Raw genomic sequence first — 13,608 nt, 5'->3', positions numbered from 1 at the left:
TAGTTAAATAGAAAATACAGTATATCCATTCAGGGGAAAAGGGGAATTCATAATGGCAACGTTTAAAGGAAATCCAATCACACTTCAAGGTACGGCGGTTCAAGTCGGACAAACAGCACCTGACTTTCAAGTGTTAGCTAACGACTTATCACCGGTAACACGTGATACATATCAAGGTGTTCGGATCATCAGCGTCGTCCCATCAATCGATACAGGCGTTTGTGATGCACAGACACGTAAATTCAATGAAGAAGCAGCAACAATCGAAGGTGTGACGGTCATGACGGTCTCAAACGACCTTCCATTCGCACAACGTCGCTGGTGCGCATCAAGCGGTCTCGATCAAGTCGTGACGTTGTCTGATCACCGTGATCTTTCATTCGGTACACAGTATGGCGTAGCCATCGAAGAATTACGCCTGCTTGCCCGTTCTGTTTTCGTTCTTGATTCAAACAACGAGATTACGTACGTTGAATATCTTGAAGAATCAACAGACGAAGTCAATTTCGAAGCAGCACTCGCTGCAGCACGTGAAGCGAAGTAAGAATGGTTTACAAACGCCGCTGAAGCGTTACAATGGAACTAATGATAGAAACGGCTCCCGCTCTACGGGGGGCCGTTTCGTTTTGGAGAGGATGACGTACATGGAGCCGTTAGAAAAGTTATATAAGGAATTAACACGTCAAACAAAACAAATCGAACGTGATCTTGATATGCCCTATTTAGAAGCGTTGACGACGGTGATTGATCGATTGAACGATCGTCATACTGAAAATGTAGACAAAGAGGTCATTCGGAAGGCAGTATCGCTTGCTATTCTAGAAGGGATGAAACAAGCGCAACCGAACCATTTGCCGACGCCAGATAGCGTCGCTTTGTTTGCTGGTTATCTAATCGGGAAATTGGTAGGTAAGGAGGACATCCGACTACTTGAGTTGGGGAGTGGGACAGGTGGCATGTTACATGCTGTCTTAAGTCAGCTTTCGACAGGTACATCTGCTGAGGCGGTCGAGGTGGATGAGACATTGATTCGTTTATCGGCAGCGGTAACGGAATTACTCGACTATCCAGTCACGTATACCCATCAAGATGCGTTACGACCATTATTGTTAGATCCAGTTGATCTTGCGATGGCTGATCTTCCTGTCGGTTATTATCCGGATGAAGAGGCTGCCGCTTCTTACATCTTGAAACGAGATGAAGGCATGAGCTACAGTCATTTCTTGTTGATTGAACAAGCGATGCAATACGTCAAACCAGGTGGATTCGGTGTCTTCGTCATTCCGAACGGTCTGTTCCAGCATGATACGGAAGGGAAGTTGAAACAGTACTTCGAATCAAAAGCGCATGTCATCGGTATTTTGCAGTTGCCGCTCACGATGTTCAAACAAGAACAGGCAGCAAAAAGTTATTTGATCGTCCGTAATCATTTGGCCGGTATGAAGATGCCAAAACAAGCATTGCTTGCTGAGTTGCCATCGTTCACAGATGCCCGCGCGTTTGGTGGTATGGTGAAACAGATTGATGAATGGATTAACACAGAATTAAAATGAATTACGCAAAGTGATTGAAATCTGTCGTTAATTTGACTATTCTAGTTGTAGAACAGAAATAGAAGAAAACCTAAACAGATGTGAATGTTCATTGGATTCAAATGGAAAAGGGGAAAAATCATGGCAAAAATTATGGCGGTAAACGCAGGTAGTTCGTCTTTGAAGTTCCAATTGCTCGAAATGCCGAACGAAACGATGATCGCAGTCGGACTCGTTGAACGCGTCGGTAAAGACGATGCAATCTTTACGATTAAATATGGTGAAGGACAAAAGTATACAGATGTCCTCCCACTTGCAACACATAAAGAAGCAGTCGAGTTGTCACTCGAAAAATTAATGGAGTTCGGAATCATCTCGTCTTACGATGAGATTAAAGGTGTTGGACACCGTGTGCTTCATGGTAAAGAAAAATATGCAGACTCTGTATTGATTACAGATGAAGTCATGCACGATATCGAGTCTTACACAGAGCTCGGACCACTTCACATTCCACCAAACTTGATCGGAATCCGGGCATTCCAAGCATTGCTTCCGGAAGTACCACAAGTGGCAGTCTTCGATACAGCGTTCCACCAAACGATGCCAGAAGAAAACTTCCTTTACAGCTTGCCGTATGATTACTATACAGAATACGGTATCCGTAAATATGGTTTCCACGGTACGAGCCACAAATACGTTACGGAACGTGCATCTGAATTACTCGGTCGTCCGTTAAAAGACCTCCGTTTGATCTCGTGTCACTTAGGTAGCGGAGCATCGATCGCAGCAGTTTCGGGTGGCGAATCAATCGATACGACAATGGGCTTCACACCGCTTGAAGGGATCACAATGGGAACACGTTCTGGTTCACTTGACCCAGCGTTGATTCCATTCTTGATGGAGAAAACAGGGAAAACAGCAGAAGACGTCTTGAACGTCATGAACAAAGAGTCTGGAATCTATGGCCTTTCAGGTCTTTCAAGTGACTTGCGTGATGTCCAGACAGCTGCTAAAGAAGGAAACCATCGTTCAGAGATGGCACTCCGTATCTTTGCGAACCGTATCCACGGTTACATCGGGCAATATGCTGCTGAGATGAATGGTGTCGATGCGATCATCTTCACAGCCGGCGTCGGAGAAAACTCAGATTCAATCCGTGAGCGTGTCTTACGTGGTCTTGAATTCATGGGCGTTTACTGGGATCCATCACTCAACAACGGAGCTCGGGGAGAAGAACTCTTCATTAACTACCCACACTCACCAGTTAAAGTCATCATCATTCCAACGAATGAGGAATTAATGATTGCACGCGACACGGTTCGTGTTGGTGGATTAGTTGCTCAAAACGCATAATCGTTTCAAAAGGACTGAGTCGTTATTCCAACGATTCAGTCCTTTTTTTAATGAAATCTATGAATGAAAATATACGAACGTACGATCTATTGTTACGGTGTTTGTCATATAACGAAAAATGAATCGTCATCTTTGTAAAAATAAACCCAAAAAAGGTCGATTTCTTAAAAAAAATGAGTCGTTTGTAACACAAAAGTAATAGTACAGACATATTTTTGTGGTCTATATGTAACGGCACTCCCTCGTTTTGTCATGTATATTAATCTCAGTTAACAAACACGAAACAATGATGGAGGAGAAAATACATGATGAAACGGATGCTCGCAAGTGTTTTAACGGTCGTGTTAGCACTCAGTTCGTTCGCAGGTCTTCAAGCAGAGGCTGCAACTAAGAAAAGCGTCAAGTCAACAGTCGATAGCCTAGTCATTCGTCAGAAAGCTACTACTTCTTCGAAAAAGCTCGGTCTTCTATATAAGAACCAAACGTTATCGTACAAAGCAAAAACAGGTAACTGGTACAAAGTAAGCTACAAAGGTAAAACAGCTTACCTTAGCGCAAGCTACTCGAAAGTCGTGACATCAAGCAGTTCGAAAAAACAATCGACAGGTGGTTGGAAAACAATCACGAACGTAAGCGCAACAGCTTACACACCGTATGATCCAGGTAGTGGTAATCTGACAGCAATCGGTTGGAACATTAAAAGCTCGAAAAAGAAAGTCGTAGCGGTTGATCCACGTGTCATTCCACTTCGTTCGACAGTGAAAGTGTATTACAAAGGGAAATTAAAAGGGACGTATACAGCTGCTGATACTGGCGGTGCCATCAAAGGGAAGAAGATGGATATCCTTTACTACTCTCGTTCAGAAGCTTTCAACTGGGGTCGTCGTACGGTTACAGTAAAATACAAATGATTTTAAACCATCGGACATTGGTTCGATGGTTTTTTTATTTAAATAGGTCGTCAAAAAGCCTTTCTTCCTTTGAAATGAAGGAAGAAAGGCTTTTTGTAGAAGAGTGATTCATAAACGGACGATCAAGACGTCGCATTTTGCGTAACGCGTAATGCTTTCAGAGACACTACCGATGAAGAAACGCTCGACAGCGTTTAAACCAGTTGCGCCACAGATGATTAAGTCGGCATCGTGATTAGGAGCAAGCTTTTTGGCGATCGTTACTTTCGGTGAGCCGTATTCAATCGCTACTTCGACTTCCTGTACACCACGATCTTGAGCAGTCTTGACGTATTCGTCTAGCAATTCCTTCGCGTAAGATTCGGCACGTTCCGTGATGGTGCGGTCATAGGCTTCTACTGTTGCGAATGTCCGTGTATCAATGACGTGTGCGATGATCAATTTTGCATCATTTCGCAATGAAACATCGATTGCCGTCTCGAAGGCACGTTCTGCCTCTTTTGAGCCATCTACTGCTACGAGTACATTATGATAGACGATTGCCATGATGAATCCATCCCTTCGTAATCGATATGATGAGTACACCCTAATTATACCATTCTCTTACTGGGAGCGGATGAAACATTCAGTGAGTTCTAAAAATTGTCCTTCCTTTCCGTTCCGTCGTAAGATGGAGTCAGTGAAAGGGGGCGATGCCAAGATGAGGCACGCGTTAATTACAGCAGGTACAAAAGGACTGGGAGAACGAGTGACGCGCCAGTTACTGGAAGAAGGTTGGAAAGTGACAGCGTTTCATCGTTCCGAACCCGAATTTACACATCCGAATCTCATGACGATTCAAGCGGATGTGACGAATCAAGATGAATTGGAACGCGCAACCCAACAAGCAATCAATGAGCAAGGTCGGATTGATGCGTTGATACTTAATGCAGGACCTTATATATTCGAACGAAAAGCATTGGTGGATTACTCGGATCAGGAATGGAATGAAGTGATCACTGGAAATCTGACAGCTAGTTTTTGGCTGTTGCGTCAAGTATTGCCTGTCATGCGTAAGCAAGCCTACGGTCGAATCATTACGTACGGTTTCCCGGAAAGTGCAACAGCGCCAGGATGGGTATGCCGGGCAGCGTTCGCTGCTGCTAAAAGCGGGATGGTGAGTTTGACGAAGAGTGTAGCGCTTGAAGAAGCGGAACACGGCATCACGGTCAACATGGTCAACCCGGGGAACATCGTCGGTGACAATAAGACGAAGCAAATTTCTGAAGCGGAGCAAGATGAAGCGACGCCGGTCGGAAGAACGGGAGTCGGAGAAGATATCGCTCGCGCGATTTCCTTCTTGCTGGCAGAAGAATCAAGTATGATCACGGGAGCAATCCTTGATGTGACTGGTGGCGTCAATGTCGTCCATCAATCCCGTAAGTAAGAGCAAATGAGGTTGACTCAAAAAAAGGATGACGCGTCTTTTCACGCCCTTTCCTCAGGCGAGACACAAGCCAGTTTTCCTGCTTCATTTAAGCAGGAAAGCGGGTCTTGTTCGTCTCTGACAGCGCATCAATGCGCTTTTCCTGTAGGAGTGGCGTGTGACGCGTCATCTACGAGATAAGGGTGGCAGATTATCATTCTGCCACCCTTATCTTTGTAGAGACTGACTGTTGAGTCAGCTCCATTTTTCTTGAGTTAAGATGACGGAATGGATTGAAGATGTTTTGGTGTGCGAGTTAACGCAACTGGACCTTCCGCAGTGAGATGAATATCATCCTCGATGCGGACGCCACCGACACCTGGAACATAAATGCCTGGTTCGAGTGTGTAGACGATACCAGCTTCAGCCGTCAGTAGGTTGTTTGACGCGAGAGACGGGAATTCATGAACCTCGATTCCGAGTCCGTGACCGACACGGTGCGTGAAGTACTGCCCGTAGCCAGCGTTTGTAATAACGTCACGGGCTGCTTTATCTAACGAACCGAGTGTCGTGCCGATCTGACTCGCTTCTGTCGCGGCTTCAAGTGCTTGGCGAACCGTTTCATAGATCTTTTTCTGTTCTTCGTTCGCTTCGCCATAAATGAAGGTCCGTGTAATATCGGAACAGTAGCCTTTCCAAACGACGCCGAGGTCAAATAAGACGAAGTCGCCTTCTTGGATGACACGGTCGCCGGGTACACCGTGCGGATCAGCGCTGTTTGCACCAAATAGGACAAGCGTATCAAATGACATCTCACGGACACCTTTTTTCTTCATTTCATATTCGATTTCCGCGATGACTTCGATTTCCGTGATCCCTGGGCGGATCGCTTGTTTACCGATTTCGATTGCTTCGTCCGCAAGTGCTGCTGCTTCTTGAAGAATAGCGATTTCTTCCGCTGTTTTCTTCAGACGAAGCGCTTGTAAAGACTCACCGATATCAAGAATGGCTGCGTTCTCGAGACGTGAGCTTAGTTCCTGATAGCGACTAAACGTCATGTGTTCCCCTTCGATACCGATTCGGTTATTCGAGTGCTCGAATGTCGCGAATAATTCTGCTAATCGATCAAACGGGTTTTCGTGATCCTCATACGTCACGACGTCTCCTTCCCAAGGACTCGCTGCAACGATACTTGCTTCGAGTGCCGGACAGAATAATACATGTTTGCCGGTTACATCGACGAGGACCGCCATGACACGTTCGTGGGGTTCAGCGTAGACTCCTGAGAAATAAAAGACATTTGCCTTCGAAGTGACGACGGCTAAGTCGATTCCTTGTTCTTTCAAGAATTCACTGATTTGGTTCGTACGTTCGCTCATATATGATTCCACCTCTCTACTCATTTTCTACATAAGTATATCATCGTCCGGTTCGAAAAACATTTATCGTAAATCAGACTAGTACACGTTTTCATCTTTAGAGTAGTACAGTATAATGACAGGAGAGTAGAAAAAAGGAAAAGAAGGGATACAGTATGCCTACGAAACACGAACAGATCATTCGACATATCGAAGATCTTGATGTCGGAACAAAGATTTCCGTCCGACAAATCGCGAAGGATTTGACCGTATCCGAGGGGACGGCTTATCGCGCCATCAAGGAAGCAGAAAATTTAGGGTTCGTTTCGACGATTGAGCGAGTCGGAACGATTCGGATTAAAAAGAAACAAAAAGAAAATATCGAGAAACTGACATTCGCGGAAGTCGTGAACATCGTCGACGGTCAGGTGCTCGGTGGTCGAAATGGGTTACACAAGACGCTGACGAAATTCGTCATTGGCGCAATGAAGCTCGAAGCCATGATGCGCTATATCGATGTCGATAGTCTCGTCATCATCGGAAACCGCGAAAAAGCACATGAACTCGTGCTTGAAGCAGGAGCTGCTGTATTGATTACCGGTGGCTTTGATACGACAGAAGATGCGAAACGATTAGCGGATGAAATGGAGTTACCGATCATTTCGACATCCTACGATACGTTCACGGTTGCGACGATGATCAACCGAGCGATTTATGATCGATTGATCAAAAAGGAGATTTTACTCGTTTCGGATATTTTAATTCCGTTGCATGATACGTTCTATTTACAGACGACGGATCCGATTTCACGCTGGCACGAGTTGAATGAGCAGACGAAACACAACCGTTATCCCGTCATTGATGAACAAATGAAGGTCGTCGGTGTCGTGACAGCGAAGGACATCATTGACCGTCCACATGACTGGGCTGTTGAAAAAGTCATGACCCGTCATCCGATCACGGTCGGTATTCGAACGAGTGTCACGAATTCTGCGCATCAGATGGTCTGGGAAGGAATCGAGATGCTACCGGTCATCGACCAGTACGGTCGATTGCTCGGGATCATTAGTCGGCAAGACGTCCTCAAGGCACTGCAACTCGCGAATCGTCAGCCACAAGTCGGAGAGACGTTCGACGATCTAATTACAGGACAGATCAAGGCGGCAGAGGACGAACGGGGACCGTACTTATCGCTTGAGGTCTCGCCGCAAATGACGAACTTCATGGGGACTGCCTCGAGTGGGGTGTTGACGACGCTTCTAGTCGAAGGAGCGACGCGAATGTTGCGCCATATGAAAAAAGGTGACCTTGTCATCGAGAACGTCAGCATCTATTTCATTAAACCTGTTCAAATCGAGAGCACGGTAACGATCCGGGCGAATGTCTTTGACGTCGGTCGAAAATTCGGGAAAGTCGATGTCGAGATGTATCAAGGGACACAAATCGTTGCGAAGGCACTCGTGACATCCCAACTCATCGATCGTTAAATGAATCAAAAAGAACCGAAGTCAATGGACTTCGGTTCCTCTGAATCTAGCTCAGGATTGCTCCATCTCGCGGACGACATACGGATAAATCTTTTTGTAACGGATGAATCCGGCGATGAATGAAGCAACACCGACGATGATTAAAATGGAACAAACGATTTTCCCGACGAGTGTCGTTAATCCGTTTCCGGAAACGAACTGGTTGACGGCAAATAGGATGACGAACAAGCTCAACCAAATGCTCGCTTGCGTATTGAACAAGTATTTTCGGTTCGTGCTTTTCGTATGGAACGCGCGGCGTTTTGCTAACAAATACCCACCAAGCGAGAAAACGATGAGGGCGATGAGGATGAATTGCATGTTAAAAGGACCTCCTTTTTGTCTTCATCTCATATCATATCAAGATTAGAGGAGCTGTGCACAGTGAAAGAGCAAATCAAACAAATGATTGAAGTGGCAGATACAATCATCATTCATCGTCATGAACGTCCAGATCCCGATGCACTCGGTAGTCAATTCGGTTTGCAATTGACGTTACAACATCAATTCCCTAGCAAAACGGTATTAACGGCCGGAGAGATGGCGACATCATTGTCATTCATGGGAGAGCTTGATCAAGTAGACGATGAATTATACAAAGAGGCGTTAGTCGTGATTCTGGATACAGCGAATCAAGCGCGGATTGACGGGAAGGTCGCAATGACAGGAAAAGACGTCATTAAAATCGACCATCACCCGGATGAAGATCCATACGCACCAGTGCAACTCGTCGATACGACGATGAGTTCGACATCGGAATTGCTCGTTCATTTATTGAACGAATGGGGATACGAGATTCCAGCATCAGCTGCCATTCAATTCTACGCTGGGATCGTCGGTGACACGGGACGCTTCCAATTCCGTGGTACGACGAAACGAACATTTGAAGTCGCAGCACAATTGATTGATGCAGGAATCGATACGGACTGGTTGTATCGCAATATGTACGAAACAGAACTTGCGGCGCTTCACTTACAAGGATATGTCCTTCAACATATTCAATTGACGGATCAAGGTGTCGGTTATGTCGTATTGACACAAGATACGTTGAAGCAGTTTGGCGCGACGGTTGAGCAAGCATCGTTGCTCGTCAATAGTTTTGCCGGTTTAAAAGGCATGAAGTGTTGGGCATTGTTCCTTGAGACGGACACGGAGGTTCGCGTCCGGATTCGTTCGAAGGGTCCCGTCATCAATGAAGTAGCAAAAGAATTTAATGGTGGTGGACATCCGATGGCTTCTGGTGCAACGATTGGACAGTTGAGTGAGGTCGAACGTGTCATCCGTCGTCTGGACGAGGTCGCTGCTAACTTCCAGTTTTAAATGGAAAAAGGCTGCTCGGTCTCACTCCTCTCATTGAGGAAGCGAAGCGAACAGCCTTTTTACGCTTATTGCGTTTTTGTTTCGTCTTGCGGAATGAACCAAACGCCACGATCTGTGTGATCTTCAATGACATTCAGTTGAAGTTCAGCGACAGATTTGCGAATCTTCTCAGCGATTTCTTCCGTTTCAGTAAAAGCGGTAACACCGAGCTTTAATTGTTCGACTTTTTCACGTGCGATTTGACTGCGATTCAAAATCATGAGAAACGCTCCTTCCGTACCCGTCATGATATTTCTATACTTATTGTATCGAATAATAAATCAGATGGCGAGTACTTGAGTCAGTTAGATATGAATGTTCTGAAAACTTTTAAAAACATCCATCAGAAGAGAAAGGAGAATGGAAGATGCATATAAATGTTCGAACGCAGTTTAGTCCATTGCAGAGTTTAGTTCGAATCGAGTCCTATCTTGATGAACTAGTCCGTCGACACATCGGACGAGCGGTCATCTGTGAGACGACATTGACAGGAGTTCCCGCATTCATCGATGCATGTCAGCGTCGAAATATGCAACCGATCGTCGGATGGGAGCAGCGAATCGAAGAAGAATTTTGTATCTTATGGTTTGCTTTTTCTTCTGATGGACTGCGTCAACTGTATCGACTAGCCAGTCAACAAGGGGAGACTGAAGTTTCATCACTGATCGCGGTGCTCGTACCACTGCGTCAAGCCTCTGAAGATGCGACGCGTCTACGTCGTTCCTTCGTTCAATGGATGGGACACGTTCAAGGAGCGCGTACATATATGGGTGTGACCTCTAGCCGCTCAACGGTCGAACGAGAGAGTCGTGCGCGTTACCGCGAAGTAGCAGCAGCGCTTGGTGTTGAGACCGTTCCAGTCGATCCTGTTCGTTACATTCGTCGAGATGAAGCGCCAGCGTATCAAGCGATACGTGCGATTGGTGAAGCGACGACGTTCCAAGACCAAAAGACAGATCGTCTGATGCATTTAAAGACCCGGGAAGAGTTACTCGAAGACTTTACCGAGCGAGAAATTACGATGGCGGAGCAGTTTGCTACGACATCTGAACGCTTGGAATTACCGTTTCAACAACGTCCACTGCCGCGTGTCGCGGAAGACTCGAATGCGTTATTACGGAAACGTGCTGAGGAAGGGTTACTGGCACATGGTCATGAAAGTAACGAAGCGCGGGAACGTCTCGCTTATGAACTATCAGTCATCGATAAGACAGGATTTGCTGATTATTTCTTAATCGTTGAAGAACTCGTACGTAGTGCAAAAGCGAAAGGCATTTTCGTTGGACCCGGTCGAGGTTCAGCAGCTGGATCACTTGTCAGCTATGCGCTTGGGATCACGACGGTGGATCCATTGAAATATGGATTACTATTCGAACGATTCTTAAATCCCGAGCGGATTTCGATGCCGGATATCGATATCGATATCGAAGATGAACGACGCGAAGAAGTATTAGAGGATCTCGTGATGCGTTACGGAAAAGATCATGTTGCTCAAATCGGTACATTGTCGACGCTCGGTGCCAAAGCCGCTCTGCGAGACGTCGGACGGACGCTAGAGTTTTCGAAGGATGAGTTAGATGCTGCGGTCAAACAGCTTGGAAAATCAACGACGTTACAAGGGATCGAACAAAATAAACAGACATATCGTTGGTTCTCTGGAAGTGAAAAGCGCCGGCAACTGTTGCAACTAGCGCAAGCGGTCGAGGGTCTCCCGCGACAACGTTCGGTTCACGCGGCCGGTGTCGTCATTGGATCTGAACAGCTCGTCGAGACGACACCCGTTGAAACGGGACCAAATGAACGGTATGTGACGCAGTTCTTGATGCAGGCATTGGAACGTCAAGGATTGTTGAAAATTGACTTGTTAGGATTACGAAATCTCAGTCGTTTGCGTCGGATGGAAGAATTGATTCGTCGAGAACAGCCATCCTTTACGCTCACGCAAATTCCGGAAGAAGACCGCGCGACATTCCAAGTCTTTGCCCGCGCTGAGACGGATGATATTTTCCAATTCGAGTCGACGGGTATGAAACAGACGTTGCGCGAAGTCAAACCGAATCGGTTCGAAGATTTGGTGGCAACGATGTCACTCTATCGTCCGGGGCCAATGAAATTCATTGATCTGTACGCGAAACGAAAAGCTGGTCAACCTTATCAAATGCTGCATCCCGTATTAGAAGACGTACTTGCACCAACGTATGGCATCATCGTCTATCAGGAGCAAGTCATGGAAATCACCCGTCGAGTGGCTGGATTTACACTCGCGCAAGCAGATTTATTACGACGTGCGATTTCTAAAAAAAGTACGGATTCGCTCGAACAGGAACGGGTTCGTTTTCTCGAAGGAGCGAAGTCGAACGGATTCGATGATGCGATCGCACAATCACTTTATGAACAAATTGAGCGATTCGCTGGGTATGGATTCAACCGAAGTCATGCGGTCGCCTATTCAAAGATTAGTTATGCCCTCGGATATATCAAAGCGCATTTCCCGCACATTTTCTTACTCGTCTCGGTCGAACAACCGGAGCGTCTCGTCCGATTGATGCGCGAACGACGTCTCCCGGTCCTATCGCCGGATGTCTGGATTTCGGATTACCGTTCTTCACTAGAAGGCAAAGGGATTCGACTCGGAATACATGTGATTAAAGGTATTTCCGAGCGAGAGTTCGAGCGTGTAAAGGAAGCATCGAAGCACACGGCGACGATTGCTGATCTATTGACCCACGTCGGATGGGGCAAGAAGGAGCGCGCAAAAATCGAATTGTTACTCTACAGTGGTGCGCTAGACCGAGCGACGCACGGCGATCGCGGACTCGCTGAACAAGAAGTGCTCGAGTATTTCACCGAGTCGTCGAATACATTACTTCCAGACGAGTTGGCAATTCTCGGGAAACGGCGGACACAGAAGTCATCGAAACGAAGTGACTCCGATTGGGCGCGATTAGAACGGGAAGCGCTTGGATTCTGGTTGACGTATTCGCCGTTGACGACAGCAATGAAAGCTCCGGTTGAATCTGCTTATTTCCATGATCTTGGCGTCGGTTCGGAAACACATTATTTAGTCTGTTATATTGATCAGATTCGAGAGTTCAAGACGAAACGCGGTCAAACGATGGCGGTCATTCAGGCAGTCGATGGGTATTCGAATGAAGAGGTCGTCGTCTTCCCGAATCAATATGAACGATTCCGTCGATCACTTTATTTAGGGAACGTCTTGCTGATTGAACTAAAGGTACAGGATCGAGAAGGGGAGCGTCAGTTCATTTTGGAACGTCTTCGTCCGCTTGGACAAGATGTGCTATTCGTCAAGTTAACATCAAAAAATGAGCTGGCCGCACTCGAACAGTTGCTTGAAGCAGCACCGGGCGATATTCCAGTCGTCGTCCGCTACGCGGATTCACGCGAGACAAAATCGTTACCGCCGCTTTATGCAGTGCAACATGATGAGGAATTACTAGCTCGGCTACGTATTCGGTTTGGTGAGGATCATGTCGTCCTGAAAAATGTCCCCCGTTCAAACTAGTACTAGGTAATAAGATTTGTTATAATAAGGGGTAATTGGTCTGACCAATGCCACCGATTGAAGCAACCGACTGAAGGGTCAGAAAGGTGGTGCCGTATCGATATGGAGAAGAAACGAAATGCGTTTGAAGCCAATATCGCGGCGATTAAATTGATGATCGAACAAGATGGATTAGTTCCAGGAGACCGTATTCCATCAGAACGGGAACTGGCAGAACGACTATCCATCAGTCGACCGTCCGTACGAGAAGCATTACGGACGCTCGCTTATTTAGGGATCGTCGAGACACGACATGGAGGCGGAAGCTTTCTATTGAACCGTGACGATCATACCTATATTCAAATCATCGCTCAATTCTTAGTGACTGGCGATTCGAAGTTCGAAGACTTGGCAGGAACGCTCCGCTTGCTTGAGCAAGCAGCGCTCGCGCAGCTGGATGACCTTTCGGTGCTTGCACCAGTCGTATCATCCGATGCAGCGTTTCGTGAGACGTTGATTCAGACGGTCGATAACGATTTGTTTGAACGAATCTGGCGACAAGTCAATGCCTTCCACAAAAGCTTCGGTCAAGGGGAACTCTATACGCAGGCGGAACGGGAACAACTCTTGAACCGCCCATAGGATGACAAGGGGGAACT

13 protein-coding genes are annotated in these 13,608 nt (G+C 46.5%); 9 read left to right on the top strand and 4 right to left on the bottom strand.

From position 1 onward, the window contains the following. The first annotated feature begins 52 nt into the window (after positions 1–52). From tpx to K7G97_RS12325, 4 genes are all read left to right on the top strand, one after another. Positions 53–544: a thiol peroxidase gene (gene tpx / locus K7G97_RS12340; protein ID WP_035396538.1), complete on the top strand. Its 492-nt coding sequence runs from the start codon at positions 53–55 to the stop codon at positions 542–544. Positions 545–644: 100 nt separating this feature from the next. Beyond that, complete coding sequence (locus K7G97_RS12335) at positions 645–1,553, top strand: class I SAM-dependent methyltransferase (RefSeq protein WP_023469052.1); 909 nt, start codon at positions 645–647, stop codon at positions 1,551–1,553. A gap of 120 nt (positions 1,554–1,673) precedes the next feature. After that, positions 1,674–2,885 (top strand): acetate kinase, encoded by a 1,212-nt coding sequence (locus tag K7G97_RS12330; protein WP_023469051.1) that lies wholly within the window; start codon positions 1,674–1,676, stop codon positions 2,883–2,885. A gap of 305 nt (positions 2,886–3,190) precedes the next feature. Then, positions 3,191–3,796: a 3D domain-containing protein gene (locus tag K7G97_RS12325; RefSeq protein WP_050678579.1), complete on the top strand. Its 606-nt coding sequence runs from the start codon at positions 3,191–3,193 to the stop codon at positions 3,794–3,796. A 108-nt stretch (positions 3,797–3,904) separates the two neighbouring features. Here K7G97_RS12325 and K7G97_RS12320 read toward each other — a convergent pair whose 3' ends face one another. Further along, entirely contained in the window at positions 3,905–4,342 is a 438-nt protein-coding gene (locus K7G97_RS12320; protein WP_029342342.1) for a universal stress protein, read from the bottom strand. Positions 4,343–4,496: 154 nt separating this feature from the next. Between K7G97_RS12320 and K7G97_RS12315 the strand changes: the two genes are divergently transcribed. Next, positions 4,497–5,222, top strand: a complete 726-nt coding sequence (locus tag K7G97_RS12315; RefSeq protein WP_223040689.1) for an SDR family oxidoreductase — start codon at positions 4,497–4,499, stop codon at positions 5,220–5,222. Between the two features lie 254 nt (positions 5,223–5,476). On the opposite strand, the gene K7G97_RS12310 is transcribed toward K7G97_RS12315, so the two are convergent. Beyond that, complete coding sequence (locus K7G97_RS12310; protein WP_223040688.1) at positions 5,477–6,580, bottom strand: M24 family metallopeptidase; 1,104 nt, start codon at positions 6,578–6,580, stop codon at positions 5,477–5,479. A gap of 155 nt (positions 6,581–6,735) precedes the next feature. Between K7G97_RS12310 and K7G97_RS12305 the strand changes: the two genes are divergently transcribed. Then, positions 6,736–8,046 carry a DRTGG domain-containing protein gene (locus K7G97_RS12305; RefSeq protein ID WP_023469046.1) on the top strand — a complete coding sequence of 437 codons (1,311 nt, stop codon included), beginning with the start codon at positions 6,736–6,738 and terminating at the stop codon, positions 8,044–8,046. 51 nt (positions 8,047–8,097) lie between these two features. Here the strand turns inward: K7G97_RS12305 and K7G97_RS12300 are convergent, their stop codons facing one another. Continuing rightward, the gene (locus K7G97_RS12300) at positions 8,098–8,406 is read right to left on the bottom strand and encodes a YtpI family protein (protein WP_023469045.1); all 309 of its coding nucleotides are present in this window, start codon (positions 8,404–8,406) and stop codon (positions 8,098–8,100) included. A 63-nt stretch (positions 8,407–8,469) separates the two neighbouring features. On the opposite strand from K7G97_RS12300, the gene K7G97_RS12295 reads away from it, so the two are divergent. Next, positions 8,470–9,405 (top strand): DHH family phosphoesterase, encoded by a 936-nt coding sequence (locus K7G97_RS12295; protein ID WP_223040687.1) that lies wholly within the window; start codon positions 8,470–8,472, stop codon positions 9,403–9,405. A 65-nt stretch (positions 9,406–9,470) separates the two neighbouring features. Here the strand turns inward: K7G97_RS12295 and K7G97_RS12290 are convergent, their stop codons facing one another. Then, positions 9,471–9,665: a YtzJ family protein gene (locus tag K7G97_RS12290; RefSeq protein WP_023469043.1), complete on the bottom strand. Its 195-nt coding sequence runs from the start codon at positions 9,663–9,665 to the stop codon at positions 9,471–9,473. A gap of 146 nt (positions 9,666–9,811) precedes the next feature. Between K7G97_RS12290 and dnaE the strand changes: the two genes are divergently transcribed. Beyond that, positions 9,812–12,970 carry a DNA polymerase III subunit alpha gene (dnaE, locus tag K7G97_RS12285; RefSeq protein WP_223040686.1) on the top strand — a complete coding sequence of 1,053 codons (3,159 nt, stop codon included), beginning with the start codon at positions 9,812–9,814 and terminating at the stop codon, positions 12,968–12,970. Between the two features lie 102 nt (positions 12,971–13,072). Beyond that, positions 13,073–13,591, top strand: coding sequence for a FadR/GntR family transcriptional regulator (locus K7G97_RS12280; RefSeq protein WP_050677654.1), 519 nt, complete (start codon positions 13,073–13,075; stop codon positions 13,589–13,591). The last annotated feature ends 17 nt before the right edge of the window (positions 13,592–13,608 follow it).

The organism is Exiguobacterium acetylicum (assembly GCF_019890935.1).
GTDB classification, from domain to species: Bacteria; Bacillota; Bacilli; order Exiguobacteriales; family Exiguobacteriaceae; genus Exiguobacterium_A; species Exiguobacterium_A abrahamii.
This window is presented reverse-complemented; position numbering and strand designations above follow the sequence as displayed.

Coding starts and splice junctions, on each gene's coding strand:
- tpx (WP_035396538.1), top strand. CDS start 53: ATGGCAACGTTTAAAGGAAATCCAATCACACTTCAAGGTACGGCGGTT.
- K7G97_RS12335 (WP_023469052.1), top strand. CDS start 645: ATGGAGCCGTTAGAAAAGTTATATAAGGAATTAACACGTCAAACAAAA.
- K7G97_RS12330 (WP_023469051.1), top strand. CDS start 1,674: ATGGCAAAAATTATGGCGGTAAACGCAGGTAGTTCGTCTTTGAAGTTC.
- K7G97_RS12325 (WP_050678579.1), top strand. CDS start 3,191: ATGATGAAACGGATGCTCGCAAGTGTTTTAACGGTCGTGTTAGCACTC.
- K7G97_RS12320 (WP_029342342.1), bottom strand. CDS start 4,342: ATGGCAATCGTCTATCATAATGTACTCGTAGCAGTAGATGGCTCAAAA.
- K7G97_RS12315 (WP_223040689.1), top strand. CDS start 4,497: ATGAGGCACGCGTTAATTACAGCAGGTACAAAAGGACTGGGAGAACGA.
- K7G97_RS12310 (WP_223040688.1), bottom strand. CDS start 6,580: ATGAGCGAACGTACGAACCAAATCAGTGAATTCTTGAAAGAACAAGGA.
- K7G97_RS12305 (WP_023469046.1), top strand. CDS start 6,736: ATGCCTACGAAACACGAACAGATCATTCGACATATCGAAGATCTTGAT.
- K7G97_RS12300 (WP_023469045.1), bottom strand. CDS start 8,406: ATGCAATTCATCCTCATCGCCCTCATCGTTTTCTCGCTTGGTGGGTAT.
- K7G97_RS12290 (WP_023469043.1), bottom strand. CDS start 9,665: ATGATTTTGAATCGCAGTCAAATCGCACGTGAAAAAGTCGAACAATTA.
- dnaE (WP_223040686.1), top strand. CDS start 9,812: ATGCATATAAATGTTCGAACGCAGTTTAGTCCATTGCAGAGTTTAGTT.
- K7G97_RS12280 (WP_050677654.1), top strand. CDS start 13,073: ATGGAGAAGAAACGAAATGCGTTTGAAGCCAATATCGCGGCGATTAAA.